Annotated in this window: 22 protein-coding genes; 8 read left to right on the forward strand and 14 right to left on the reverse strand. The window is 53.4% G+C overall.

Annotated features, from left to right (window positions below; genetic code table 11):
• Positions 1 to 74: 74 nt before the first annotated feature.
• Positions 75 to 707: a NeuD/PglB/VioB family sugar acetyltransferase gene (locus G7064_RS00460; protein WP_133273113.1), complete on the forward strand. Its 633-nt coding sequence runs from the start codon at positions 75 to 77 to the stop codon at positions 705 to 707.
• Between the two features lie 117 nt (positions 708 to 824).
• Complete coding sequence (locus G7064_RS00465) at positions 825 to 1,778, forward strand: rhodanese-related sulfurtransferase (protein ID WP_166072014.1); 954 nt, start codon at positions 825 to 827, stop codon at positions 1,776 to 1,778.
• A gap of 104 nt (positions 1,779 to 1,882) precedes the next feature.
• Here the strand turns inward: G7064_RS00465 and G7064_RS00470 are convergent, their stop codons facing one another.
• Positions 1,883 to 3,307: a Glu/Leu/Phe/Val family dehydrogenase gene (locus G7064_RS00470; protein ID WP_166072015.1), complete on the reverse strand. Its 1,425-nt coding sequence runs from the start codon at positions 3,305 to 3,307 to the stop codon at positions 1,883 to 1,885.
• A gap of 162 nt (positions 3,308 to 3,469) precedes the next feature.
• Here G7064_RS00470 and G7064_RS00475 point away from each other — a divergent pair, with 162 nt between their 5' ends.
• The gene (locus G7064_RS00475; RefSeq protein WP_133273110.1) at positions 3,470 to 4,342 is read left to right on the forward strand and encodes a nucleoside phosphorylase; all 873 of its coding nucleotides are present in this window, start codon (positions 3,470 to 3,472) and stop codon (positions 4,340 to 4,342) included.
• Positions 4,343 to 4,396: 54 nt separating this feature from the next.
• On the opposite strand, the gene G7064_RS00480 is transcribed toward G7064_RS00475, so the two are convergent.
• Entirely contained in the window at positions 4,397 to 4,696 is a 300-nt protein-coding gene (locus tag G7064_RS00480) for a hypothetical protein (RefSeq protein WP_166072016.1), read from the reverse strand.
• A 161-nt stretch (positions 4,697 to 4,857) separates the two neighbouring features.
• Positions 4,858 to 5,817, reverse strand: a complete 960-nt coding sequence (locus G7064_RS00485; protein WP_317172796.1) for an acyl-CoA reductase — start codon at positions 5,815 to 5,817, stop codon at positions 4,858 to 4,860.
• 277 nt (positions 5,818 to 6,094) lie between these two features.
• Between G7064_RS00485 and G7064_RS00490 the strand changes: the two genes are divergently transcribed.
• The gene (locus G7064_RS00490; RefSeq protein WP_133273107.1) at positions 6,095 to 6,445 is read left to right on the forward strand and encodes a 4Fe-4S dicluster domain-containing protein; all 351 of its coding nucleotides are present in this window, start codon (positions 6,095 to 6,097) and stop codon (positions 6,443 to 6,445) included.
• Between the two features lie 109 nt (positions 6,446 to 6,554).
• Here the strand turns inward: G7064_RS00490 and G7064_RS00495 are convergent, their stop codons facing one another.
• Positions 6,555 to 7,799: an N-acetyl sugar amidotransferase gene (locus G7064_RS00495; RefSeq protein ID WP_166072017.1), complete on the reverse strand. Its 1,245-nt coding sequence runs from the start codon at positions 7,797 to 7,799 to the stop codon at positions 6,555 to 6,557.
• Positions 7,800 to 7,883: 84 nt separating this feature from the next.
• Positions 7,884 to 8,801 carry a carbon-nitrogen hydrolase family protein gene (locus G7064_RS00500; protein WP_166072018.1) on the reverse strand — a complete coding sequence of 306 codons (918 nt, stop codon included), beginning with the start codon at positions 8,799 to 8,801 and terminating at the stop codon, positions 7,884 to 7,886.
• Positions 8,802 to 9,024: 223 nt separating this feature from the next.
• On the opposite strand from G7064_RS00500, the gene G7064_RS00505 reads away from it, so the two are divergent.
• Both G7064_RS00505 and G7064_RS00510 read left to right on the forward strand, forming a co-directional pair.
• A complete protein-coding gene (locus tag G7064_RS00505) occupies positions 9,025 to 11,655 on the forward strand; it encodes a valine--tRNA ligase (protein ID WP_166072019.1) in 2,631 nt (876 codons plus the stop codon).
• Between the two features lie 152 nt (positions 11,656 to 11,807).
• On the forward strand, positions 11,808 to 13,937 hold the full coding sequence (locus G7064_RS00510; protein WP_410505519.1) for a S9 family peptidase: 2,130 nt from the start codon (positions 11,808 to 11,810) through the stop codon (positions 13,935 to 13,937).
• Between the two features lie 71 nt (positions 13,938 to 14,008).
• Here G7064_RS00510 and G7064_RS00515 read toward each other — a convergent pair whose 3' ends face one another.
• The 3 genes from G7064_RS00515 to G7064_RS00525 form a co-directional block, all read right to left on the reverse strand.
• A complete protein-coding gene (locus G7064_RS00515) occupies positions 14,009 to 14,197 on the reverse strand; it encodes a hypothetical protein (RefSeq protein ID WP_133273103.1) in 189 nt (62 codons plus the stop codon).
• Positions 14,198 to 14,287: 90 nt separating this feature from the next.
• Complete coding sequence (locus tag G7064_RS00520) at positions 14,288 to 15,727, reverse strand: dihydrolipoamide acetyltransferase family protein (RefSeq protein WP_166072020.1); 1,440 nt, start codon at positions 15,725 to 15,727, stop codon at positions 14,288 to 14,290.
• Between the two features lie 221 nt (positions 15,728 to 15,948).
• On the reverse strand, positions 15,949 to 17,199 hold the full coding sequence (locus G7064_RS00525; protein WP_166072021.1) for a competence/damage-inducible protein A: 1,251 nt from the start codon (positions 17,197 to 17,199) through the stop codon (positions 15,949 to 15,951).
• A gap of 102 nt (positions 17,200 to 17,301) precedes the next feature.
• Between G7064_RS00525 and G7064_RS00530 the strand changes: the two genes are divergently transcribed.
• On the forward strand, positions 17,302 to 18,057 hold the full coding sequence (locus G7064_RS00530) for a DUF4197 domain-containing protein (protein WP_133273100.1): 756 nt from the start codon (positions 17,302 to 17,304) through the stop codon (positions 18,055 to 18,057).
• A gap of 64 nt (positions 18,058 to 18,121) precedes the next feature.
• Here G7064_RS00530 and G7064_RS00535 read toward each other — a convergent pair whose 3' ends face one another.
• From G7064_RS00535 to G7064_RS00560, 6 genes are all read right to left on the reverse strand, one after another.
• A complete protein-coding gene (locus tag G7064_RS00535) occupies positions 18,122 to 18,472 on the reverse strand; it encodes a hypothetical protein (RefSeq protein ID WP_133273099.1) in 351 nt (116 codons plus the stop codon).
• A gap of 311 nt (positions 18,473 to 18,783) precedes the next feature.
• A complete protein-coding gene (locus G7064_RS00540; RefSeq protein ID WP_166072023.1) occupies positions 18,784 to 19,416 on the reverse strand; it encodes an ABC transporter ATP-binding protein in 633 nt (210 codons plus the stop codon).
• Between the two features lie 6 nt (positions 19,417 to 19,422).
• Positions 19,423 to 20,226: an acyl-ACP--UDP-N-acetylglucosamine O-acyltransferase gene (gene lpxA / locus G7064_RS00545; RefSeq protein ID WP_166072024.1), complete on the reverse strand. Its 804-nt coding sequence runs from the start codon at positions 20,224 to 20,226 to the stop codon at positions 19,423 to 19,425.
• A gap of 21 nt (positions 20,227 to 20,247) precedes the next feature.
• Entirely contained in the window at positions 20,248 to 21,642 is a 1,395-nt protein-coding gene (locus G7064_RS00550; protein ID WP_133273096.1) for a bifunctional UDP-3-O-[3-hydroxymyristoyl] N-acetylglucosamine deacetylase/3-hydroxyacyl-ACP dehydratase, read from the reverse strand.
• A gap of 138 nt (positions 21,643 to 21,780) precedes the next feature.
• The gene (gene lpxD, locus G7064_RS00555; RefSeq protein WP_166072025.1) at positions 21,781 to 22,821 is read right to left on the reverse strand and encodes a UDP-3-O-(3-hydroxymyristoyl)glucosamine N-acyltransferase; all 1,041 of its coding nucleotides are present in this window, start codon (positions 22,819 to 22,821) and stop codon (positions 21,781 to 21,783) included.
• A gap of 95 nt (positions 22,822 to 22,916) precedes the next feature.
• The gene (locus G7064_RS00560) at positions 22,917 to 24,149 is read right to left on the reverse strand and encodes an HD domain-containing protein (protein ID WP_166072026.1); all 1,233 of its coding nucleotides are present in this window, start codon (positions 24,147 to 24,149) and stop codon (positions 22,917 to 22,919) included.
• A 381-nt stretch (positions 24,150 to 24,530) separates the two neighbouring features.
• Here G7064_RS00560 and G7064_RS00565 point away from each other — a divergent pair, with 381 nt between their 5' ends.
• The gene (locus G7064_RS00565; RefSeq protein ID WP_133273095.1) at positions 24,531 to 26,099 is read left to right on the forward strand and encodes a PglZ domain-containing protein; all 1,569 of its coding nucleotides are present in this window, start codon (positions 24,531 to 24,533) and stop codon (positions 26,097 to 26,099) included.
• The last annotated feature ends 44 nt before the right edge of the window (positions 26,100 to 26,143 follow it).

Raw genomic sequence — 26,143 nt, forward strand, 5'->3', positions numbered from 1 at the left:
GCTTGGCCCCGCTCGCAGCAGGGTGTATCTTTGCAGTTTAGAAAAAATCGCCCCTGGGGGCATTTTAGCTTCGCATGGAAAATCCAGTAATCATTTTGGGCGCACAAAGCCTGGGTGCAACGGCACTAGATGCCTTTCAAAGCAACGATGTAGTCGTGTATTGTCTGCTCGACGACGATGCTAAGCTGCAGAATACCGAGCTAAACAACGTGCCCGTGATGGGCAACACCGACGACCGCGAATTGCTCAAGCTATTGGGCAAAAAGTGCGAAGTGTTCGTGGCCACCGAGGATACGGCCAGCCGCCGCAGCCTCACCAATATGCTTCGTGATGAATATGAGGTGGTGCCAGTTAATGCCATTCACGCTCGCGCCAGCGTTTCGGAACAGGCGTGGCTGGGTCATGGCAACCTCGTCGGGGCTGGAGCCGTCGTATCCAGCAACAGCAAAATGGGCAACAGCTGTCTGATCGGGGCCAATGCCGTAATTGACGTGCAGGTAGAACTGGCCGACTTTGTGCAGGTTGGCGCTGGAGCCATCGTTAATGCAGGCGCCGTGTTGGCTGAGCAGGCGTTTATCGGCCCGGGCGCTATCATCGTTGGGGGCGTCAAGATCGGCGCAAAAGCCCGCGTGGGTGCTGGATCTGTTGTAGTAGCTGATGTAGCAGCCAACCAGACGGTATTCGGGAACCCGGCCGCGAAAGTTTAGGGACTGACTTTTGGGAAGGGTGAAACGTGACTTGTATTTAGTTACGCAAAAAAAGCCCCCCGGAACCCTTCGTGCCTAATTTAGCATTCACTCGTAGCACAAAACACCATTTCAGAGATGGATTATCGCGTTCTGCTTTACTACTGCTATTCACCGATTGAAAATCCGGAGGCGTTCCGCGATGAGCATCATCGGCTGTGTCTGCGTTTGAAGCTGTTAGGTCGCATTATCGTGGCGGCTGAAGGTCTCAATGGTACGGTGTCGGGGCTAGCGGCTGACTGTGAGGAGTATATGCAGATTGTAAAAGCCGATCCCCGCTTCGCTGCCTTAGAGTTTAAGGTTGATGAAGCGCCTGCGCATACCTTTCAGAAGCTGCATGTTCGCGTGAAGCCTGAAATTGTGCACAGCAGCCTGCGTCATGTGCGGCCGCACGTGCGCACTGGGCAACATCTTTCACCACAAGAGTTTAAGGAACTCAAAGACCGCGATGATGTGGTAGTGGTGGATGTGCGTTCTGACTACGAATACAACGTGGGTCGTTTTAAAAACGCCGTCACCTTGGACATGGAAAACTTCCGCGACTTCCCCGAGCGGGTGGAGCGTCTGAAGGAGTTTAAGGATAAGAAAATTCTGACGTATTGCACTGGCGGTGTCAAATGCGAGAAAGCCAGCGCCTACTTACTGGAGCAGGGTTTCGAGAACGTGTACCAACTCCACGGCGGCATTATTAAGTACGGTATTGAAGAGGGTGGTGAAGATTTCGAGGGCAAATGTTACGTCTTCGACAACCGCGTGGCGGTGGATGTGAACAGCGTCAATCCCACCATTATCTCCAACTGCCACCACTGCCAAGCCCCTTCCGACAGGCTTGTGAACTGTGCCAATCCGCACTGCAACGCTCATCTAGCTCTCTGCGAAAACTGTGGTCATGAACTCGAAGGTGCTTGCTCAACCACTTGCCAAGCCCACCCCGATAAACGGGCGTATGATGGCACTGGCACGTATCCGAAGCTGAGCAACAACTATCGTCCCGAACAAGGCTTGGTTTCCTACCGCGCTCCATCATATTAAGAGGCGCTAACAGGCATTTCACATAACACAAACCAAAAACACAAAAGGCCGCACCATATGGTGCGGCCTTTTGTGTTTTTGGTTCTTTCGAAAAGCATCTAGGCTTATGGGAATATACCCAATGACTGATAGCTGACGCCTACTTTCTCGATAGCGCTATAGAAGGCGGCAGTGCGCAGATCTTCAATTCCCTTGATCTGATGCATTACCTCTCTAATCTCATGGTAAGCCACAATCATGGTGTCTTCTAGGCCCGAGCGCACGAGGCTGGTTTCGTCGGCGCCCTGAATGATTAGCTCCCGTTCCTGAGCGCTGATGCTCTTACCGGTGGTCTGCTCGATAGTGGTTACTAGGCGGCGGAGAGACGCTTCTTCCGCCCGTTTGCCCATGCGACCAAAGCGCACATTTGAGAGATTCTTTAGCCACTCGAAGTACGAAACCGTAACGCCCCCCGCGTTGAGGTAAAGGTCGGGGAGGATAACAACGCCGCGTTCGAGCAGAATCTTCTCGGCATCCTTGGTAGTAGGACCGTTGGCGCCTTCCGCAATTATCTTGGCTTTAATGCGAGCGGCATTACCAGCGTGAATCTGGTTTTCCAGCGCGGCGGGCAACAGCACATCACACTCATACTCCAGCAATTGACTAGCTTCTGCTACGTTTTGCGCGCCGGGATAATTAATGATGGAGCCACTTTCGTTGCGGTGCTTAAACACGGCGGCTACATCGAGGCCATCGGCGTTAAAAATGCCCCCCTCGCGCTCTGCAATCCCCGTGATGATGGCGCCTTCCAACTCGCAGAAGTGCGCCGCGTGGTAGCCTACATTGCCCAGGCCTTGTACGATAATTCGTTTGCCGGCCATACCGCTCGTCATCCCGAGTTTTTTCAGGAGTTCGTTGTCGGCTAGCAGTTCGCGCAAGCCGAAGAATACGCCCAGACCAGTAGCTTCAGTCCGGCCGCGGATACCACCTTGGCCCACGGGCTTGCCTGTTACGCAGCCCAGCGCGTTGGTGTCGCCAAATTTGAACGCTAGATAGGTGTCGGCAATCCAAGCCATTTCGCGGCTGCCTGTACCGTAATCGGGGGCAGGCACATCCATGCCGGGACCAATGAGATTTTTCTTAATCAGTTCGCTAGCATACCGGCGCGTTACGCGCTCCAGTGTCTCTACGGAGCTGGTGCGGGGGTTGATTTTGACGCCACCTTTTGCCCCGCCAAACGGAACATCGACGAGGGCGCATTTGAAGGTCATGAGCGTGGCCAGGGCCATCACTTCCTCTTCATCTACATACACGCTGTAGCGAATACCACCTTTGCTGGGTAGCTTATGGTGGCTGTGCTGTACCCGTATTCCCTCAAAAACCTGCACATGCCCATCAACTTCTACCGGGAAATTAACCTTGTAAATGCTGTTGCAAGCCTTGATCTGAGAAAGAATGCCAGGATCAAGTTTTGAAAACTGCGCGGCCTGATCATAGAACTGCAGCACACTATTATAAAAGTCTTTTCCCTGAATCTGGGTGTTGCTCATGGGATGGGGCGTTGGTGGATGTATCTTAATTCCAACGAGTGAAGTTCGAAATCAGTTGTATCTCAACTGGAAGAGGAGGGGCCCGCAAACTATGCCTGAGCCGCTGCGTAACAGGTTATGACTAATTTGCCGCCTTCGCGCCACTTTCTAATCCCACTTCCTATGCCTATTCTCGACTCCGAGCTCATCCTGAACCGCGACGGCAGCGTGTATCACCTTAACCTGCTGCCCGATCATATTTCCGAAACCATTATTACCGTTGGCGACCCCGACCGGGTGGCACTGGTGAGCCAGCACTTCGACTCCATCGAGACGCAGGTAAACAAGCGCGAGTTCGTGACCCATGTAGGCTACTACAAGGGCAAGCGCATCGCGGTTGTTTCTACTGGCATTGGCACCGATAACATTGATATCGTGCTGAATGAGCTGGATGCACTCGTGAATATTGACTTCGTAACCCGCGAGCCGCGGCCCTTGGAAGAGCGCATTACGCTGCGCATCATTCGGGTGGGTACCAGCGGCGCTTTGCAGCCTGATATTCCCTTGGGCGCCCACCTCGTAACGGAGCACGGCGTGGGCCTCGATGCCCTGATGCAGTTTTATCCGCTGGTAGAAACCGGCTTGGAAGTAGAAGTAGGCACTGGCATCCAAAAGGCTTTGCAGCTCGATTATCGCCCGTACTGCGTGCGGGGCCACGACCTTATTCGGGAGCAGATTGGGGCCGGAATGCTGACTGGCAACACGCTCACTTGCCCTGGCTTCTACGGCCCGCAGGGCCGCGTACTCCGCCTCGATTTACGGCAGCCCGACCTGATTAAGCAGTTTCAAAACTTCCGGTACGAAAGCGCTGAGGGCGAATTCCGCCTGACAAACTTCGAGATGGAAACCGCTGGTTACTATGCACTTGGTCGCATGCTGGGCCACGAGATTGTATCGTTGAACGCCATTGTGGCGAACCGGGCTACTGGCGAATTTGCCACCAACGCCGAGCAAACCATGAATGACTTAATTGCTAAAACATTGGACCGCGTGTAAGGCTACTTTGTTAAAGCAAAAAAGCCCCCCAGATGTCTTCTGGGGGCTTTTTTCTTAATGAAAATCAAATCGGACGATGGAGCGCAGCGGGAGGGTAATGCCGGCTTTCAAGGTTACGTATTCCTCGTGAACGGCCCAAATGGTGGTTTGCACGCGCCTGGTGATGCCTTCGTGAGTTTGAAAATAGATCGTCACTTTACCCTGATACGAGTTGCCAAGCTTTGAGGCGCGTTCGGCATCGTGACGGCGTTGGAGTTGTTCTGCTGGGTCGCTTAATACATCATCGTGCGGAAATGCCAGGCCGGGAATTGCCTCTTTCTCAATTGTTTCGACGTCGGGAAAGTCAGAGTTCATAAAGCAGTAGGGTTGGTTGCGACAGGGATTGGCAGGCTTTGGAGCAAGTAATAAGCTGTAGAAACGGGCTTCAGAATGTTCTCTTGAAGGGCTATTATGCTCTTACTACTACGGGAGCGACGTTAAAAAAGCCATCGTATCCACGCCATCGGCATAGTCGCTTACGCTGGGGCATTGGGCTTGCCCGAAGGCAAAGCTGTCTGGAAAAAGCCCCCAGCCGATACTAAGCACTGCGTTTGACTGGCTATCTGCGCCAGTTGCTCCTGAAGGTCGGCCTCGTCGTGGTAGGTGCCGTAATGCACCACCGAAATCGGTGACACGAGCTGGGCGCTTTCCGTGAACAGCACAAAGCCATTGTCGAAGTGCGGCACGCGGTTTACGAGCAGAATACTCTTGTTGTAATCGTAGTTGTTCTGGTAGCGATTCTGCTCTAGCACGCGCTCCCAGGGCTGTAAATTATCCAGCAGCTTATCGAATCGGTAGTCTTTCGGCACCAATAGTTTCGACACATTGCGGCAGCCTAGGCCGTAATACTGAAAAATGTCGGCCCCCAACGCGGCTAGCTCTTCTGGGGTTTCTTGGCCCGTCAGAATACCCAGGCTTGTGCGGTTGCGGCGGATGAGGTTGGGCTTGTTGCGGAAATAATATTCGAAGTAGCGGCCCGTGTTGTCGGAGCCCGTGGCAATGAAGTCATCGGCGGCATTCAGGCGCTCTACGAAGGTGATGCGCTCCGCCATGCGTGGCTCAATCCTCGTCAACTCATCCACAATCCAGTGCATCAGATACCGGTCGTCGGAACTGGGTTTAGCCAACAGATTGTGGCCGCTGAGCACCACGCACAGCAAATCGTGGAAGCCTACCAGCGGGATATTGCCCGCCATCACCACGCCCACGGCGCGGGGCGTAGCAGGCTCCGCTGGGTAACGACTAGCCCAGGTGCGCAGGCTGTGTTCTTCCAGCAAGCGCGCAATCCCATCCAGAGCCGCGGCTACGTTGGGGGCATCAAACCACGAATTATTGTTGCGGGCCCGACGATATAAGTCATCTTTTTCGTCTTCGGTGAGGTGGCGCAGGCGCTGGCCGAGGTTAGTAAATGCGGCCAGGCGTTCGGAATGATTCATTGTGCAAGTATTCTGATGAGAGAAGTGGCGGGGTAGTACTACGAATGGCTAAAGGGCTTCGGAATACTTCTAGCGTTGTTGATGTCTGCTTGCGATGGGCGTTCAACCAAAGCAGGAGTGAAAGAGATTTTTTAGTTATTCCTCCCTCAAAGCTGAACATTCAAAATTAAAACAAGGTTAGTTTCTACTTTTGCGTACCCAGATCAACTTTTGGGGGGCATCTTTGCGTAAGCGTATATGTTCAATTACTAGTACCCAACTCAAGACGACTGCGGCTATGGCCATAATGATAACCGACGAGTGCATCAACTGCGGTGCCTGCGAACCTGAATGCCCCAACAATGCGATTTATGAAGGTGGTGCTCAGTGGCGTTGGGCCGATGGCACTTCTTTGAAACAAGTAGAAGTTGACGGTGGCGCTGTCGTATCCGCTACGGCACCCCAAACCCCAGTTTCCGACGAATATTATTACATCGTGTCCGATAAGTGTACGGAATGCGTGGGTTTCCACGAAGAGCCTCAGTGCGCCGCCGTGTGCCCCGTAGACTGCTGCGTAGACGATCCCGATCTGCGCGAAACGCAGGAAGAACTGCTCAAAAAGAAAGAGTGGCTCCACCTTACTGCCTAACAGCCGGCAGCTTGCAGGCATTCTCCGCTTTCCAAAATTAGCAATAAAAAGCCCCCAGAAACTATCTGGGGGGCTTTTTTGGTATACGTATACTTCTGGAAAGCAGTGCTTAAGCGCCGCAGTTAAAGTACTTGTCGTAAGCTGACTCTGGAATCAGATTCAGCTGACTAAGCACTTTGATCGGCCAGCGCAGCCGACGAATGAGGGAATAGTTGTTTGGGTAATCGCGGAAGGTTTTAGGTGGCGTGGCCACAATTTGATCGAACTCCGCACGAGTCAGGCCAAGACGCTTGATGCAGAGGTCAATCACGCGTGGGTCTTCAATGGAATTGATGTGAGCGGTGCGTTCCAATGCTTCTTCCCGCGACATCTGACCTGAGCGCACCAGCGCTGAATAATTGAATAGCCGCCGATCAATATTGAATTTGGTCCGGTTGAGGTAGTAAATAACACTTTGGTAGAGGTCGTCGAAGTAATGCGCGCCCGGATTCACCCAGTCCAGTTCACGAGCAATCAACTCGTCTACATCAGCCCGCACATAGTCGATGTGGTAAAGCAAGGTTACCGTCTTGATGCGCCGCACGAAGGCGTAGTAAAACATCTCCTTCAAATCCAGATTGAAACCTGGGTCAGCGGGCGACCAAGGCCGCAGCGGCACCGTGCCGAAGCGCTTGTGCACAGCTTTCAGGTAGCGGCCATCCAGATAATTCCAGGATAATGGGCAGATGCCTTCGGTACGGAAGCTCTGGCCAATCACGATGCGCTGAATTCCTTCTTTGGCCGCTACTCCATACAAAGCAGTAGCAATACCGAGGTCAGTACCTTCCTCCATATCCGGAGTGGAGGCTTTGAGAAAGGCAATTTTGAGGTCTTTGGATTCGCGCCAGTCGGAGGTGATGGTGCGTAGCTCAACGCCCAACTTGCGGCAAGCTTTCACCATATTTTCGCCCGCTACGGGGTTACCGAAGCCGTCGTTGAAATGCACTGCCAGCGGGCGCAGCTTCAGCTTGGTAACGCAATACCAGAGCGTAAAGGAACTGTCGCGGCCCCCGCTTACGCCCAGTACGCAGTCGTATTTCTTGCCCCGGCCCACGCGCTTAATATCGTCGGCGAGCTTCTGCACTTGCTGGCGACCGGCTTCACCCAGCGGAAAAGCTTTATCTAACTTGTTATGCAGAGCACAGAAGCTGCACTCGCCGCGGGTATCAAAATGAATACCAGGCACGGTGCTATCCATAATACACCGGGTGCAGCGCTGGGCGGGTGATTTCGGCTGATAAGCGGACGCCACGGCAGCAGCAGGCTCTGTTGCCCTGACTGATGAGCTAGTGGAAGAAGGAAGAGGAGCGGACAAGCGGCAAAGGAAAAGTGAAAGACTAGGAAATTTGAAGCTTTGCTTAGTAAGGTTTATAACGTGAATAACTGGATAGGCGTTATTTTAAAGCAACTTATCAAACTGATAGCCTTTGCGTTGGAGCATTTCGCCAATGGCCGTTCCCTGCTCCGGACGAATAGGACGGGGCAAGTCGGCCACCACCAAATCACCCGCAAATTCGTTAAAAGTACCCTGGGCCCGCACACCGCTCGCATCGACTGCCAGAGAGCAGCCTACGCTTTTCTTGCCCTCATACGGGCCGCCCACAATGTATCCCACCGACGTGGTACCGACCACCACCACATTATATAGGCGCGCCAGAATGGAGAATGGATTCACCCATTTTTCGCGGTACGGATCATCCTCTTCCGTCAGCGAATAATCGACGGTCCAGGAGGAAGGAGAGATGATGAACTCAGCGCCCATACGAGCTAGCGTATGACCAATGGACAAACCATCGAGGTAGTTGTCGGCGCAGATATTAACCCCAATTTTCCCCAAAGGCGTGTCCACTACATTCAGGGTCTGACCCACTGCGTAAAACGGCAACTCAACGCCTAATAGGTTTATCTTGTGATATTTAACGATGATTTCGCCTTCCGGATTTATTAGAATAGCGGCGTTGTAGTTCTGGCCATTCAATCGTTCCGTAAGGCCCGCGCACACATAAATCTTGTGCTTGCTTGCCTGCTCGCAAAGCAAGTCGCTGAAAGGTCCTGGAATAGGCTGGGCCTCTGTGAGGGCGCTTGGGTGCGTCCAAGCAAAGTCGAGCGTTTCGGGTAGCAGAATTAACTCGCAGCCTTGCTGTGCCGCTTCACCAATCATGCGAGCGGCCCGCTCCAAGTTGCGCAGTGGTTCGCCGCCCTCTACCAGTAGTTGGCCCATCCCGATTCGTACGGAGGTAGTGGGGGGCAAATTAACCGGTGCAGAAGTGCTGGGAGCAGCTTTAGGTGCTTTTCGAAAAGAAAACAAAGCGGCCATGCCGACAGAAAAACGGTGAACAGAACAGTAAAAATAAAGCAAAAAACGAACCTGACTCCTCTCTGTAGATCGGTCAATCCCTTTTCGGACTCAAAGGTAGGACCAGAAGCTAAGAATTGACGTCCCAGTTTCAGTTTAGCCAATCTGATGTTCTGGGGGGCATTTGCCCAGTTGAAATGCCTACTTTTGTCTTTGTTTAGAACTGAATTTGCCCCCCGCGCCCATGTCTATCGCCAAAACCTATACTCCCGCCGACGTAGAAGCCAAATGGTACACGCGTTGGCAGGAGCAGGGCTTTTTTAAAGCCAAGCCCAACCCGCGCAAGCCTGCCTACTCCGTGGTGATTCCGCCGCCCAACGTGACGGGCGTGCTACACATGGGCCACATGCTCAATAATACCATCCAGGATGTGCTGGTGCGCCGGGCCCGCATGCAGGGCAAGGAAGCCTGCTGGGTGCCCGGCACCGACCACGCGTCTATCGCTACCGAGGCCAAAGTAGTAGCCCTACTGAAGGAAAAAGGCATTGATAAGCGCGACCTCACCCGTGAAGAGTTTTTGGCTCACGCTTGGGAATGGAAGGAAAAATACGGCGGCATTATCCTGGAGCAGCTCAAGAAACTCGGTGCTTCCTGCGATTGGGACCGCACCCGCTTCACCATGGAGCCCGAACTGACCGACGCTGTACTGCGCGTCTTCGTGGACCTATACCAAAAGGGCCAGATTTACCGTGGGATACGCATGGTAAACTGGGACCCCCAAAGCCGCACGGCTATTTCCGATGAGGAAGTTATTGCCAAGGATACCCAGGCCAAAATGTATTATCTGCGCTACCCAGTGGTAGGGCAGGAGGGCCAGTTTTTGACCGTAGCTACCTCGCGCCCCGAGACGATTATGGCCGACGTAGCCGTGGCTGTAAACCCCAATGATGAGCGCTACAAGCACCTACACGGCCAGCAGGTAAGCATTCCGCTGCTGGGTCGTGAGGTGCCCATTATTCTGGATGAGTACGTAGCCATCGATTTCGGAACGGGCGCGCTGAAAGTGACGCCGGCCCACGATCTGAACGACTACGAGTTGGGCGTGAAGCACAATCTGCCCGTTATTGACATCCTCAACGACGACGGTTCGCTGAATGACAAGGCTGTGCTCTATGTAGGCCAAGATCGTTTTGCTGCCCGCAAGCAGATAGCCAAGGATTTACAGGCTGCCGGCCTGCTCGATAAGATTGAGGACTACGCTAGCGTGCTGCAAACTTCTGAGCGCACCGGGGCAGTGATTGAGCCGCGCCTGAGCATGCAGTGGTTCTGCAAAATGGACCAGATGGCTGCCAAAGCGCTGGCCGTAGTGGAGAACGACGAAATCAAACTGCACCCGCCCAAGTTTAAGAACATGTACCGGGTATGGATGGAGAACGTGCGTGACTGGTGCATCTCGCGGCAGCTATGGTGGGGGCAGCGCATCCCGGCATACTACCTCCCCGATGGCTCTTTTGCAGTTGCTCTAACAGCGGATGAAGCACTTGAAGCAGCACGTGAAAAGACCGGGAACCCTGATTTGCAAATCAGTGACTTACGGCAGGAAGAAGACGTGCTCGATACGTGGTTTTCTTCCTGGTTGTGGCCCATTTCAGTGTTCGATGGATTCAAGGATCCCGACAATCCCGACATCAACTATTTCTATCCTACCGATGACCTCGTAACGGCCCCCGAGATTCTGTTCTTCTGGGTAGCTCGCATGATCATGGCCGGTCTGGAGTACCGCAAAGAGGTGCCATTCCGCAACGTGTACCTCACGGGCATCGTGCGCGACGACCAGGGCCGTAAAATGAGCAAGCAACTCGGCAACTCGCCTGACCCGCTGGACCTTATTGCGCAGTACGGCGCCGATGGCGTGCGCACTGGTATGCTGTTTTCGTCGCCGGCTGGTAATGATTTGCTGTTCGATATTCGCCTCGTGGAACAAGGCCGCAACTTCACCAACAAGCTCTGGAACGCCTTCCGCCTAACTCAGGGCTGGGAAGTAAATCAGGAGCTGCCGTTCGTGAATGAAAAAGCCGTAGAATGGTTCGGGGCGAAGCTGCAAAGCGCACAGACAGAGCTGGATGAGCATTTTGCCAAGTTCCGCATGTCAGACGCACTCATGACCGTGTACAAGCTTGTGTGGGATGACTTCTGCTCGGTATATCTGGAAATGATTAAGCCGGCTTATCAGGCGCCCATCGACCCGGAGACGCTGCGCCAGACCACGGCTTACCTCGAAACTCTACTCAAGCTCATGCATCCGTTCATGCCCTTCATTACGGAGGAGATATGGCACGAACTGGCTGAGCGCGGTGAGAAAGAGTACGTGTGCGTAGCGGCCTGGCCCAAGCCGCAGCCGTTGGCAAACGCTGCCGATATCCTGAGCCGCATGGACAAAGCACTGGAAATAGTAGCCGGCGTTCGGAATGTGCGCAATCAGAAAGGCATCGGCCCAAACAAGCCACTGACGCTGGCAGCGAAAACCGAGGAAACCGTTTTGCTGCGCGACTACGACGGAGTAATTAGGAAGCTGGCCGCGCTCAGCGACATCAGCTTCGTAGAGGCTGCTCCGGCTGGGGCTGTCAGCTTCGTGCTGGGTACGGGTGAGTTCTTCATTCCCCTGGAAGGCCACATTGATTTGGGCGCCGAGCGCGAGCGACTGACGAGGGAAATTGAGTACGCCCGCGGCTTTCTGGAGTCGGTAATGAAGAAGCTAAGCAACGAGAAATTCGTGCAGAACGCTAAACCTGACGTATTGGAGCGGGAGCGACAGAAGCAAGCTGACGCTGAGGGGAAAATTACGGCGCTGGAGCAAAGCCTAGCCGCACTGTAGGTTTATTCCTTTAAAAAAAGCCCCCCAGCCACATACTGGGGGGCTTTTTTGCGCATGCTTGTTTCTGTTTGGAAATAGCTTGCGCTGTAAGCTAGGCTAATTCATTTCAGTATCTTTAGCTTGTTCTACACTCCAATTCAGCCTAACCCTTTATGAATCATTCCTTACTCTGGCTGGCTGGTGCCTTCGCCCTGACGCTCGGCGTAGCGCAGGCCCAGACCCAGCCCACAACCTACACCATGACCACTCCGCCTCTCGCGCCCATCAAGCCCAAGCAGCTCACCTCGCCCTTTGGCACGCGCACCGATAACTATTACTGGCTGAATGAGCGCGAAAACCCCGAGGTAATCAGCTACCTCAATGCTGAGAATGCTTACTTCGACAAGCAAATGGCGCCCGCCAAAGAGTTGGAAGACAAGCTGTTTAACGAAATAAAAGGTCGCATAAAAGAGCAGGACGAATCGGTGCCTTACCGCGACAACGGCTACTACTACTACACCCGCTACGAGGCGGGCAGCGAGTACCCCATCTACTGCCGCAAGAAGGGTGATATGAAAGCGCCGGAGGAAATTCTGCTCAACGCTAACGAGTTGGGTAAGGATAAAACGTACTTCCAAATTGGCGGCTACGAGGTTAGCGACAACAACCTGGTGATGGCCTACGGCGCCGATACAGTGAGCCGCCGCTTGTACACGTTACGCTTTAAAGACCTGAAAACAGGCAAGCTGTATCCCGAGAAAATTGTGAATACCAGCGGTAATGCCGTGTGGGCCGCCGACAACAAGACGCTTTTCTACGCCAAAAAAGACCCCACCACGTTGCTGCCTTATCAGGTGTACCGGCACACGCTGGGTACTGACCCCAAGCAGGACGTGCTGGTGTACGAGGAGAAGGATAATACCTTTAACCTAGGCGTAGGTCGTACCAAGTCGAAGAAGTACATCTTCATCGGCATGGGCAGCACCATGTCCTCCGAGTTGCGCTACATCGACGCCAGCAACCCCACGGCTGCTCCCAAAGTATTCTTGGCCCGCGAAAAGGACCATCTCTACGACGTAGAGCACCTGGGGGACAAATTTTACATTCGCTCGAATGCCGGCGCTCCCAACTATCGTCTGCTCGAAACACCCGTCAGCAATACAGCTAAAACGGCTTGGAAGGAGATTATTCCGCACCGTAAGGATGTGTTTTTGGAGAACATGGAGTTGTTCAAGAATTTCCTCGTGTTGGGTGAACGCAAGGAAGGCTTGCTAGGCCTGCGCGTGCGTCCCTGGAAAGGCGAGGAGCACTACCTCAATTTCGGGGAGCCTACGTACTCGGCTAGTATCAGCGTAAACCCCGAGTTTGATACGCCGGTGCTGCGCTATTCCTATACCTCGCTTACCACGCCCAATTCCACGTACGATTACAACATGGTCACGAAGCAGAAAACGCTGCTCAAGGAGCAAGCCGTGCTGGGGGGCTTTAACAAAGAAGATTACGTGACGGAGCGCATGTACGCCACGGCCAAAGACGGCACGAAGATTCCGATTTCGATTGTGTACAAGAAGGGTTTCAAGAAAGATGGCAATGCGCCGGTGCTCCAATACGCCTATGGTTCCTACGGCATTATTTCCAACGCTACCTTCAGCGCCGCGCGCCTGAGCCTGCTTAACCGCGGCTTTGCTTACGCGCTGTGCCACATTCGCGGTGGACAGGAAATGGGCCGTCAGTGGTACGAGGATGGCAAATTGCTCAAGAAGAAGAACACTTTTACCGATTTCATCGACTGCTCGGAGTTCCTGATTCAGCAGAAGTTTACCTCGCCCGCTAAGCTGTTTGCTCAAGGTGGCAGCGCAGGTGGCCTGCTGATGGGTGCCGTAGTGAACATGCGTCCTGATCTGTATAAAGGCGTGTTGGCCGGCGTACCGTTCGTGGATGTGGTAACTACCATGCTGGATGAAAGCATTCCGCTCACCACCGGCGAGTATGACGAGTGGGGCAACCCCAACAAGAAGGAGTACTACGACTACATGCTCTCATACTCGCCCTACGACAATGTGAAAAAGCAGCCGTATCCTAACATGCTCGTTACCACTGGTCTGCACGACTCACAGGTACAATATTTTGAGCCCGCCAAATGGGTAGCCAAGCTGCGCACCATGAAAACCGATAACAACTTATTGCTGCTGCACACCGATATGGCAGCGGGCCACGGCGGTGCATCTGGCCGCTTTAAGTCCATCCGCGACGTAGCCCGGCAGCAAGCGTTTATGCTGATGCTTTTGGGAATTAAGTCGTAGGACTATCCAGCCGAAAAAAGCCCCCAGATATTTTCTGGGGGCTTTTTTTATGGCTGCGCCAGCGGTAGGCTTTACTTCGCTTCAGCCGCACGTTGCTGAGCCGTTAGCTGATTTTGCAGTTGAAACGTCACCTTCTCGCAGTCGGCATATCGTTGTTCTGCTTGGCGCAACGCCTCTTGAGTTGAGGATAACTGGAAGTACAAAAAGATGATTAACCCTAATGAAATGACGAGGGCAATCAGTGAAAAAATATTCTTCATAAGCAATTGATTTAGAAAAAGAAAAGCCCGTCTACCAGACGGGCTTGTTCAAGTGCAGCCGCGCCGCTATTTACGATGTTAAGCGCAGATTTAGATAACCGTGTTTGGGTCAAATTGCTCCAGATAGTCGGCCACCTTACGAACGAACATGCCGCCCAGCGAGCCATCAACCACACGGTGGTCGTAGGAGTGGGAAAGGAACATGAAGTGACGGATACCGATCAAATCACCCTGGGGCGTTTCGATTACAGCCGGTTTCTTTTTGATTGCACCCAGCGCCATGATGGCTACCTGCGGCTGCATGATAATGGGCGTGCCCATCACGTTGCCGAAAGATCCCACATTAGATACGGTATAGGTGCCGCCTTCCAAGTCGCCAGGAGTTAGCTTATTGATGCGGGCCCGGTTAGCCAGGTCATTTACCTTCTTGCTCAACCCATTCAAGTTTAGCTGATCGGCATTATGAATAACCGGCACAATCAGATTGCCGGAAGGCAGCGCCACCGCTAGGCCAATGTTTATGTCGCGCTTCTTGATGATGTAGTCGCCATCCACCGATACGTTGATATTGGGGAAGTCCTGAATGGCGCGGGCAATGGCTTGAATGAGGATAGGCGTGAAGGTGAGGTTTTCGCCCTCGCGCTTCTTGTAGGCGTCTTTGTGCTTGTTGCGCCAATTTACCAGGTCAGTCACGTCCGCTTCCACAAAGGACGTAACGTGGGGGGCAATTCGCTTGCTGTCCACCATGCGCTGAGCAATCATCTTGCGCATGCGGTCCATTTCGATTAGCTCCTGGTTGCCGCTCACCGATGGGGCCGGCTTGCTGGCCGGCACGCTGCTGGCTGGCTTTGCCGCTTCGGCTGGCGCCACCTGAGCCGTAGCCGTAGGTTGCGACTGCACCGACTGCGTGGCGGGCGCTGAGGCGGCCTGGGGAGCAGTTTGCGCGGGCGCAGGAGCCGCTGTGCCAGACGTCTGGCTTAACGACTTCTTGCCGCCTTCCACGTAGTCCAGAATATCCTTTTTCGTAACGCGGTTTTCCTTGCCGGTACCAGGCAAATATTCCAGATCAGCCATCGAAATGCCTTCCTGCCGGGCAATGCTCAATACCAGGGGCGAATAAAAGCGACCTTGTTGGGGCTGGGCCGATGATTGACTAGCCTGCGCGTCCTGCAGCTGAGGTACGTGTGGCACATCGGCCGCCGTATCTTGGCCATTTGGAGTATCTACGGTCGAAGCTGCCTGTGGAGCAGCAGGAGCTGCGGCTGGCGCCGTAGCGCTGGCACTATTCACGTCGGTTTCAACAATAGCAATGGGAGCCCCCACCGCTACTACTTCGCCTTCCTGTACTAGAATTTCCTGCAAAACGCCGGCATGAATGGCCGGTACCTCGGTATCTACTTTATCGGTAGCCACCTCCAGTACTGATTCGTCCTGCTCAATTGCGTCGCCTACTTGTTTGAGCCATTTCAGGACGGTGCCTTCCATAATGCTTTCGCCCATTTTGGGCATCACCATTTCCACTCGTGCCATGCGGTTATTGGGGGTTGGGGTTATTGGGTGTTGAAGGTCAGAAAACTTGCTTGGTCGGCGCCATAGTATGCGGGGTGGACGCCCGCCAAGCTGCATCAAAGGTAGGTGTTTTAGTGAGTAGCGGAAGCGTGGCAGGCTTCGGGTAGGGAGAAGGCAGGAGTAACCTGAAACAGCAATGCCCTTTTACCGAAAATCTAAGCCCTTCCCATCCGCCGCTTAAGTTACTTCGGCAAGCTCAGCCGCAGCAGGTTCAAGATGATTGTAGTTGTGTACTCAATGTTGAGCTGGCGCCCCCGGTCGAAAGTGAACTGCTTGCTAATGGTCTGGTGGGCGTCGGCATAAGCAATGCAGACGGTACCGACGGGCTTTTCGGGGGTGCCGCCACCGGGGCCGGCAATACCGCTGGTTGCCAGCGCCACGTCTACGCCCAAGTGCTTGCGCGCGCCTTCAGCCATTTCACGCACGGTAGCTTCGCTTACTGCTCCATGTGTAGCTAAGGTTTCAGTGCTAACGCCCAGCTGTTTGATTTTGATGTCGTTATGATAAGCTAAAATACCCCCCAGAAAATAGCGGGAGCTGCCCTCCACACTTGTCAGCTTGTGGGCCACATAGCCACCCGTACAACTCTCGGCCGTGCCAATAGTGAGGTTGCGCTCCACTAATAACTGGCCGACGGCCGCCTCCAGCGACACTTCCCCAACGGCAAAGATATACTCGCCAATCAGTTCCTGAAGCAAGGGCAAGTGCGCTTCCAGTCGGCCGCGCAGGTCGGGTATTCCATCGTCGGTGGCGGTAAGGCGGAGGCGCACGGCGCCTAAGTGAGGCAAGTAAGCTAGCTTAAAATTGGGGGGCAAACTGTCTTCCCAATCCGAGATTTTCTCCGCCAGAAACGACTCGCCAATGCCTACCGTCTGAATAACCAGGTGCTCAATAGGTGCCGTGTGAAAATGTTCTTTCAGCTTTGGCAATACGATGTCCGTCATCATACGCTTCATCTCAAACGGCACACCCGGCATCGACACAAACACCACGCCCCGGTCTTCGAACCACATACCCGGCGCCGTACCCACCGCATTGCGAACGGGCGTGCAAGCGGCGGGCAGGTAAGCCTGCTGCCGGTTCACTTCCAGCATCGGTCGGTTAAAACGAGCAAAAATGCCCTCCACATCGCGCAGGGAAGGCTCATGCAACACTAACTCGGTGCGAAAATATTCCGTGAGAATATGCTTGGTCAAATCGTCCTTCGTCGGACCGAGGCCACCGGTAATTAGCACCACATCGGCGCGCTCGCGGGCGGCGTCCAGGGCTAGTACAATTTCAGCTGCTCGGTCGGAGACACTCGTTATCTGTCGCACTCGTATACCAAGCTTACCCAACTCCTGACCCATAAACGCGGAGTTGGTGTCTACAACCTGGCCATACAGTAGCTCGTCGCCGATGGTAATGATTTCTGCATTAGGTACCTGCCGCATAAAGGGGAATAAGGAAGGAAAAAATAGGATGGTTTGGTCCGGTTTGTGCCTTAGCCAGTACGCCCGGCCCGTTGGGTCGTTACACTTTAGTTGCCCCGAGTTATGAAAAAGATTCGCTATTCACTCGTAATAACTGCGCTGCTTGGTCTGCATGTGGCCGCCTCAGCGCAGGTTTTTCGCCTACCCAAGCTGGGGGGCATTTTGACAACTCCTACTACCAAGACGCCAACCCAGGGCTCCACGGGCAGCATCACGCAGGATGAGGCCGCCCGTGGCCTGAAAGAAGCCCTCACGCAAGGTATCAGCAAGGGCGCCGACCAAGCGTCGCAGCAGGATGGTTTCTACCTCAACAAGCTTATTCGCATTCCGTTTCCGCCAGATGCGCAGCGCGTAGCTAATACGCTGCGTAGCATCGGCTTAGGTTCGCAGGTCGATAAGTTCGAGCTGTCGTTGAACCGTGGCGCTGAGGACGCGGCTAAAAGTGCGAAGCCAATATTTCTGGCCGCCATCAAAAGCCTGACCTTTAAAGATGTGTGGGGGATTCTGACTGGTGAGAAAGATGCCGCTACCAATTACCTGCGCCGTACAACTACCTCGCAACTCACCACCGCCTTCAAGCCGATCATCCAGCAATCGCTTGACAAGGTCAACGCCACCCGCTACTACACCGACCTGACGACGCGCTACAACCGCATTCCATTGGTGCAGCCCGTCAACACCGACCTGAACCAGTATGCCACCGAGAAAGCTATTGGGGGGCTTTTTACCCTCATTGCGCAGGAGGAAGCCAATATCCGGGAGAACCCGATGGCTCGTGGCAGTGAACTACTAAAGCGGGTATTTGGTAAGAAGTCATAGCAGGCAATCGCTAACAAAAAAGCCCCCAATGTCTACTTGGGGGGCTTTTTTGTTAGCGGTCAGGCTAATAGTCATCATCGTCGCTGATGCGGCCGCTGCGACCGGAGCGGCTGCTCCCGAGGTCATCGTCGTCATCAGCAATATCAAAGTCATCATCGTCATCCAAGGAAGCAAAGCCGCTGCTATCCGGGTCCTCAGCGGCTTCGGCGGCGGTGTACTCTTCCTCCGTCATGCTGGCCAGGTCCAGCGCCTCGTCGTGCGAGGAGCCTGTATCGCGCCACATCAGGTAGTCGGCGTACTTGGCGCTGAGGCGGTCTTCAGTGCTGCCGATACCAGCGCGGCCGCCACTTTTGGCGAAGTTATCTAGCTCGTCATCATCGAGCGAATCGTCGTCGAGGTCGTCGTATTGTCTCATGGCCGTGTGAGGGCAGGTGATGGGTGAAAGAAGAATACTTTAATCAACTCTATTACCAGGGGGCAGTTGCGAAGATACGGTTCGAATGGTTTTTGCGTTGGAAATAAAGTCGTTTTTTAACGAATCGATTGTGAGTGTTCAGCTTTAAATCTGCACAATAGAGCTTGATTTACTACGCCACGAGCAGCCCAAATAGATGAGCTTCAGGAATAACAGAAAATTGTGACCCTCCTACAATTTGGCGAAAATTCAATTAGGAAACCCACCTGTCCCAAACATTCATTTTACGAAACTGGGGGGCTTTTTCCGGGCTAACGAGCGGCTGTCGCTCCAAAGCTGGTTACGTCCAGCTGTTCCTGACAGAAGTCATACTCCTCCGCCACATTGGAGCTCACCAGTACTAGGCGACCAGCCACCGTAGCGTGCACGTGCTCCTGGTACCAAGCCACGCCGGCTCGGTCTAGGTTAGTGGTGGGCTCGTCGAGAAGCAGGAGAGGGGCAGCGCTGTACAACGCCAATCCTAGCTTGAGACGCTGCTTCATGCCCGACGAAAAATCCCGTATGAGCTTATGACGAGACTTTTCCAGATAGAGCAACTCGATTAGGCCTCGCGTACTAAGGCCTGGCCGAAGAGGCTTGAAGCGGGTATGAAAGGAGAGAAGCTCGCTTAGTGTCAGCTCCTCAATAAGCTCCAGATAGGGCGCGCAATAAGCCAGTTGGGCCGGGATGTCCTCTACCGGTATCGGTTTGCCTTGTAGACTGTAGGTAAGCGTGCCATCAGTGGGCAACAGCTGCCCGGAAAGCGTGTTCAAAAGGGTGCTTTTGCCCGCGCCATTCGGTCCCAGAATAGCCGTGGCAGTGCCGGGACGGAAAGTGTGAGTCAGGTATCGGAATATCCAGTCGCGATTAAAGCGCTTGCCCAGCCCGGTAGCCTGAATCTGCATAAACTACTAGTAGTCGGAGCTGCCGTTACTGCTGCGCGAATAGCCTTTTATCACGCCCCGCCCAGAGTTTCGCACGAAGTTTACAACCTCATCCCGCTCCGGCGAGGGCAGCAATTCCAACTCAACCTTATCGAGGGCATCGGCATTATTAAGCTTGCTTAAAAACAGCAGGCGGTAGATCTGCTGAATCTCGCTGATCTTGATATCGGAGTAGCCACGGCGGCGCAAACCAATTGAGTTGATACCGCTGTAAGTCAGAGGCTCGCGGCCTGCTTTTACAAATGGCGGTACATCTTTTCGTACCAGCGAGCCACCCGAAATCATGGTGTGCGGTCCTACTTTCACAAACTGGTGCACCGCTGACATGCCTCCCACAATAGCGTAGTCGCCAATCTCCACATGGCCGGCCAACTGTACAGAATTGGCTAACACGCAGTTATCACCCACAATACAGTCATGGGCTACGTGTACGTAAGCCATCAGCAGGCAATTGGCTCCCACCACGGTTCGCATCCGATCAATGGTACCCCGATTTACGGTCACGCACTCCCGAATTACGGTGTTGTCGCCGATATGAGCCGTTGTTTTTTCGCCTGCGAACTTTAAATCCTGTGGCATGGCGGCAATAACAGCACCCGGAAAAATCTTGCAGTTCTTGCCAATCCGGGCTCCCTGCATGATTGTTACATTGGGCCCAATCCACGTGCCCTCGCCGATCTCTACGTCTTTATCAATAGTGGTAAAAGGCTCTACCACTACATTTTGCGCAATTTTAGCCTCCGGATGAATATAGGCGAGGGGCTGGTTCATTCTGTATTGTTAATTGAAAAACTAAGCGTCTTTGCGGACGATGGCAGCACTCATTTCGGCCTCCATTACCACTTTTCCATTCACAAAAGCCTTGCCGCTCATCTTGGCAATGCCCCGCTTAACGGGAGCGAGCAACTGGCATTTGAAGATGATGGTGTCACCAGGAACTACCCGCTTTCGGAAACGACAGTTCTCAATTCCGAGGAAGTACGTCCAGTAGTTCTCGGGGTCTTTCACTGTGTTCAGCACCAAAATGCCGCCAGTTTGGGCCATAGCCTCAATCTGAATGACGCCGGGCATGACGGGGTTGCCAGGAAAGTGACCCTGGAAAAACTGCTCGTTCATCGTCACGTTTTTCACACTCGTCACCGTAGTAGTGTCGAGGTGAATGATCTTGTCGATGAGCAGGAAAGGGTAGCGGTGCGGTAGGGTAGCCGATATCTTGTTGATATCCATCACCGGCTCGCGGCCGGGGTCGTAGGTGGGCACCGGAGAGGAGTCCACCTCCATCATTTTCTTCTTGATTTTCTTAGCAAACGCCACATTAGCGGCATGGCCAGGGCGAGCCGCCAGAATCTGCCCTTTAAGCGGCCGACCAACCAAGGCCAAATCACCTACTAAGTCCAGAAGCTTGTGCCGAGCGGGCTCGTTTTTGTAGCGCAGATCCACATTGTTTAGAATGCCTTCTTTCTTGACCGCCACTTTAGGCTTGCCCAGCATTTCAGCTAAATCGTGCAATTCTTCCTCGCTTACTACGCGGTCCACTACCACAATAGCGTTGCTCAGGTCACCGCCTTTGATAAGGTTCTGCTTGTATAGCGCCTCCAACTCATGCAAAAAGCAAAAAGTACGCGAGGAAGCTATTTCAGTAGCGAAATGAGTTATGTCGGTGAGCGTGGCGTGCTGAGAGCCTAGCACGGGGGAGTTATAATCTACCATTACCGTTACGCGGTAGTCGTGCAAAGGCAATACAGCTAGCTCTACATGACGGGCATGGTCTACGTACCGAATGCTCTCTGGAATCTCGAAGTAGTTGCGCAACGCGTTTTGCTCCTCCAAGCCGGCTTCCTGCAAGGGCTTGATGAACTCATACGAGGAGCCATCCATGATGGGCGGCTCGGGGCCATCCAACTGAATCAGTACATTATCAATCTGTAGGCCTACCAGCGCAGCTAGCGTGTGCTCCACGGTATTTACGCGGGCACCATTCTGCTCGATAGTGGTACCGCGGGAAAGGTCCACCACGTTGTCAACGTCGGCATCCACAATGGGCTTACCGGGCAAATCGATGCGCTGAAACTTATAGCCGTGGTCGACTGGTGCCGGGCAAAAGGTCATGGTGGCCTGTACGCCGGTGTGCAGGCCAATGCCGCTCACAGTAACCGGCGACTTGATAGTATGTTGCTTGTCGTTCATTAGAGGAGCTAGAAGCTGAAAGCTAGAAGCCGGAAGGATGGCATTACCAAAAGCAAGAAGAAAAAGAATTCCGGCCCGGCCACTAGTTGTTTGCTTCTGACTCCTAGTTTTCGAGTTCCGGCTTTCCGAGAGGCAAAGCTAAAGCTTTTCTGTTGCGCTTTTGTTGCCTTCTAGTGCGTCGAGGCGACGCGCTAGCTCGGGCAGATGCCGGAAAATAGCGTTGGCACGCAAACTGTCGCGCAGGTTAAAGGCCGGGGAACCTTGCAGAAACTGCCCTTCCTCCTTTATTGATTTGCCAACGCCCGATTGCGCCGTGACAGTCGTACGGTTAGCTAGAGTCAGGTGGCCCGCCAGGCCGGCTTGGCCCGCCAGTACACAGTAGTCGCCAATCTTGGTCGAGCCTGAAATGCCCGTTTGCGCGGCCACCACCGTGTGGCGTCCGATCTCCACATTGTGGGCTATCTGCACCAGGTTGTCAATTTTGCTGCCTTCTCGGATAATCGTCGAGCCCATGGTAGCGCAGTCGATGGTCGTATTAGCGCCAATGCTGACGTTGTCTTCCAGAACCACATTACCGATTTGCGGAATAGCCCGGTAAGAACCGTCGGGCTGGGGAGCAAATCCGAAGCCATCGGAACCTAGTACGGCGCCTGCGTGCACGGTGCAGCGCGCTCCAATAACGGTATCCGCATAAATTCTGGCCCCAGCGTAAATAATAGTGCCGTCGCCGATGCGGCACCGGTCGCCAATGGTAGCGTGGGGGAAGACGAGCACGTCGCGGCCGATGGTGCAGCCTTCCCCGATGTAGGAAAAAGCCCCCCGGAAGTGCCCTTCCCCAATAGTGGAGTTGGCTCCCAAAAATGCAGGTTCCTCTACGCCCCGCCGACCTGTGCGCGTGGTCTGCTGATAAAACTCCAGCAAGCGGCTAAAGCACAAATACGGGTCATCGACGCGAATTAGGGCCGCCGTTACTGGTTGCCTCAACGCTTGCTTCTTGCTCACAATAATGGCGGAAGCACCCGTTGTATATAAGTGGGGCTCATATTTGGCATTGGCCAGAAAAGCCAAAGAGCCAGCCTGCGCTTCCTCGATCTTTGCCAGCCGGTCGATGCGTATTGCCGCGTCGCCCTCGACAGTTCCACTTAGTACTTCGGCTATTTGGCCTACAGTAAATTCCATCGGGCAAAAGTAAATAAAATCAATTGGTGAATAGTCGTGGTTAGCGCCAAGAGGAAGAAGCGGCTACTTGTACTGCTCTGAAGCTACCGCCAACCTCATTGCGCTATTTCCTTCGGATAACAGATATAATGCTTCTCTACCCGTTGGCCGAGAGCGCGGATATTAGGCAAATCCGAAGCTTCAGCCACATTTACTACTCGTCCCGACTTGGTTAGAACATCAATCGTATCCTTGCCATCGGCGTCGTAGGCATTGTTGCTGATGCGGCCAGTGAGCATTAGCATGCTGGCCTCGCTGGGGGGCAAATTAAAGTGCTCAGCAATCAACTCAACTACACCAGCTTTCATCTCTTCCTCAAACGGTTCAGTCTGCAAAATTATTTTGAACAGGCGCCGGTCGAGCAGGCTGCGCGAAAGGTAGCTCAGCACGCGGTCGGAGTGAGATGCCCACATTTTCACAGCACCCCAGATATCATGGTCATCGAGCTGCACAAAGCGTTGCAGAATCGTATCATCTTTCTCGAAGTCCAGTATTGTCACGGCTCTGGCCAGGAAGAAATGCAGGTCGGCACTGGCTGGCACCTCATGTCCCGAGCGCACCAAGTCGCGGGCCCGCTGCACAATGCGGATAATCATTTGCTCGGCGCTGGTCACCGTTTTGTGCAGATACACCTGCCAGTACATAAGCCGCCGACTTACCAGGAAATTCTCCACCGAATAAATGGCCTTTTCTTCCAACGCCAGGCGCTCATCTACCACGGTCAACATTTTAATGAGACGGTCGGCCCCCGGCCGGCCTTCCTGCACGCCGGTATAAAACGAGTCGCGGTTAAGATAATCGAGCCGGTCCATGTCCAGCTGACTGCTTACCAGCTGATGAAAGAACGGCCGTGCGTAGCTCCCCTGAAAAATAGCAATGGCTCGATCCAAGGCGCCGTTGTGCTCGGCATTGAGACGCTGCATCAGATAAAGCGACAACTGCTCGTGCGGCACCTCATCAAAAATGGCCGTTTCCAGCGCGTGGGAGAGGGGGCCGTGGCCCACATCGTGCAGCAAAATTGCCGCTAACGCCGCCTGCCCTTCGGCCGCCGAAATCTGCACACCTTTGTCTTTAAGGGTGCGCAGGGCCATACTCATCAGGTGCATCGCCCCCAGCGCGTGGTGAAAACGTGTATGCAACGCCCCCGGGTAGACGAAGCCTGTGAGCCCTAACTGCTGGATGCGGCGTAGCCGTTGAAAATAAGGGTGTTCTATCAAATCAAATAGCAACTCGGTGGGCACTGTTACAAAGCCATATACCGGGTCGTTGAATATTTTCTTCTTGTTCATTGGCAGTTGCCTTAAGCCAAAGCTTAATGGGTGGGAGCAGTTAGTAAGAAAAGCACTATTGGGGTTAGTGGCTCGTGATATTTATCAAAAAAGCCCCCCGGAATTAAGTCCAGCAATCGGTAAATCCAACGTCTAGTCTGTGACAGGTGCAACCAGCCAGGGAACCAGAATGATCGTATTATGCCTTATTTAACGGACGAGTTAGGCGCAAAAAATAGAGAAATCTGAATTTTTCGGATCAAAATTGACCGATTGGCAGTAAAGCTACTGACGAAACTCCAGTTGCGGGCGTTAGTAACTGCGGAGCTTTGTGCTCCAGGCCAGTCTATCACGCTGCTGCCCTGCATCTACCATTCAAGAAACGTACCTCTAAGCACCCTTATGCAACGATACAACATCCTTTGGGCCGACGACGAAATTGACCTACTCAAGCCCCATATTCTCTTTCTTAAAGAACGCGGCTACGACGTCACACCCGTGAACAGCGGCGCCGATGCCATTGAGCAAGTCGGGGAGCAAAACTTTGACATTGTCTTTCTCGACGAGAATATGCCCGGTCTTACCGGCCTCGAAACCTTGTCGGAAATTAAGGCGGCGCGCCCTACGGTGCCCGTCATTATGATTACCAAAAGCGAGGAAGAACACATCATGGAGGAGGCAATTGGCTCCAAAATAGCCGATTATCTCATCAAGCCGGTTAATCCTAACCAGATTCTACTCTCTGTAAAGAAAGTGCTTGACAATAAGCGCCTAGTAAGTGAGCGTACCAACACTGGCTATCAGCGCGACTTCCGGCAACTGGGCATGCAGCTCGGTGACCGTCTCTCGCCCCAGGAGTGGGCGGATGTGTACAAAAAGCTAGTGTACTGGGAGCTAGAAATTGATGAAACCGAAGGCAAGAGCATGGCCGACGTGTTCAACATGCAGAAGGATGAGGCCAATACCTATTTCTCCAAGTTCATTATGGAGAACTACGAGGAGTGGGTGAATAAGGAAGTAGATGATGCGCCGCTCATGTCGCATGAGCTATTCCAAAAGCGTGTGTTTCCGCTGCTCAAAGACACTGGCGATACGCCCGTTTACTTTGTGCTCATCGACAACCTGCGCTACGACCAGTGGAAGATTCTGGAGCCCATTATTGCCGAAATGTTCACCGTAGACACGGAGGAGATGTATTACAGCATTCTGCCCACCACTACGGCCTATGCCCGTAATGCCATCTTCTCGGGCATGATGCCCGGTGATATTCAGAAGAAGTACCCAAATCTGTGGGTGACCGATGATGACGACGAGGGCAAGAACCTAAACGAGGCCGAGTTTCTGGAAATCATGTTCCAGAAAGCCAATCAGAAGCAGAAATTTAGCTACAATAAGGTAACGAATCTGCAGGCTGGAAAGGACTTACTAGGCAAGATGAGCAACCTGCACAACAATCATAAGCTCAATGTCATCGTCTACAACTTTGTAGATATGCTTTCCCACGCCCGCACCGATATGGCCATGATTCGGGAACTGGCGGGCGACGAGTCTGCTTATCGCTCACTCACCCGCTCGTGGTTTTTGCACTCACCCTTGTATGAAATGCTCCAGCAAATCGCGGATAAGAAAGGTAAGCTCATCATCACCACCGACCACGGCACTATCCGCGTGAAGCGCCCTTTCAAGATTGTAGGCGACCGTAATACCAACACGAATCTGCGCTACAAACACGGCAAAAACCTGGGCTTTACGGAGAAGGATGTATACGTGGTGCGCAAGCCTGAACGCATTTTCCTGCCCCGCGAAAACGTGAGTACTGCTTATGTATTTACCCTAGGCGATTACTTTTTTGCTTACCCGAACAACTATAATTACTACGTGAACTACTATAAAGACACGTTCCAACACGGAGGTATTTCGCTGGAAGAAGTCATTATTCCATTCGTAACACTTAGCCCCAAAGGCTCCTAATTACTTAGTTCATAAAAAAGGCAGGCTAGTATAGCTTGCCTTTT

The organism is Hymenobacter sp. HDW8, from assembly GCF_011305775.1.
Taxonomy (GTDB): Bacteria; Bacteroidota; Bacteroidia; order Cytophagales; family Hymenobacteraceae; genus Hymenobacter; species Hymenobacter radiodurans.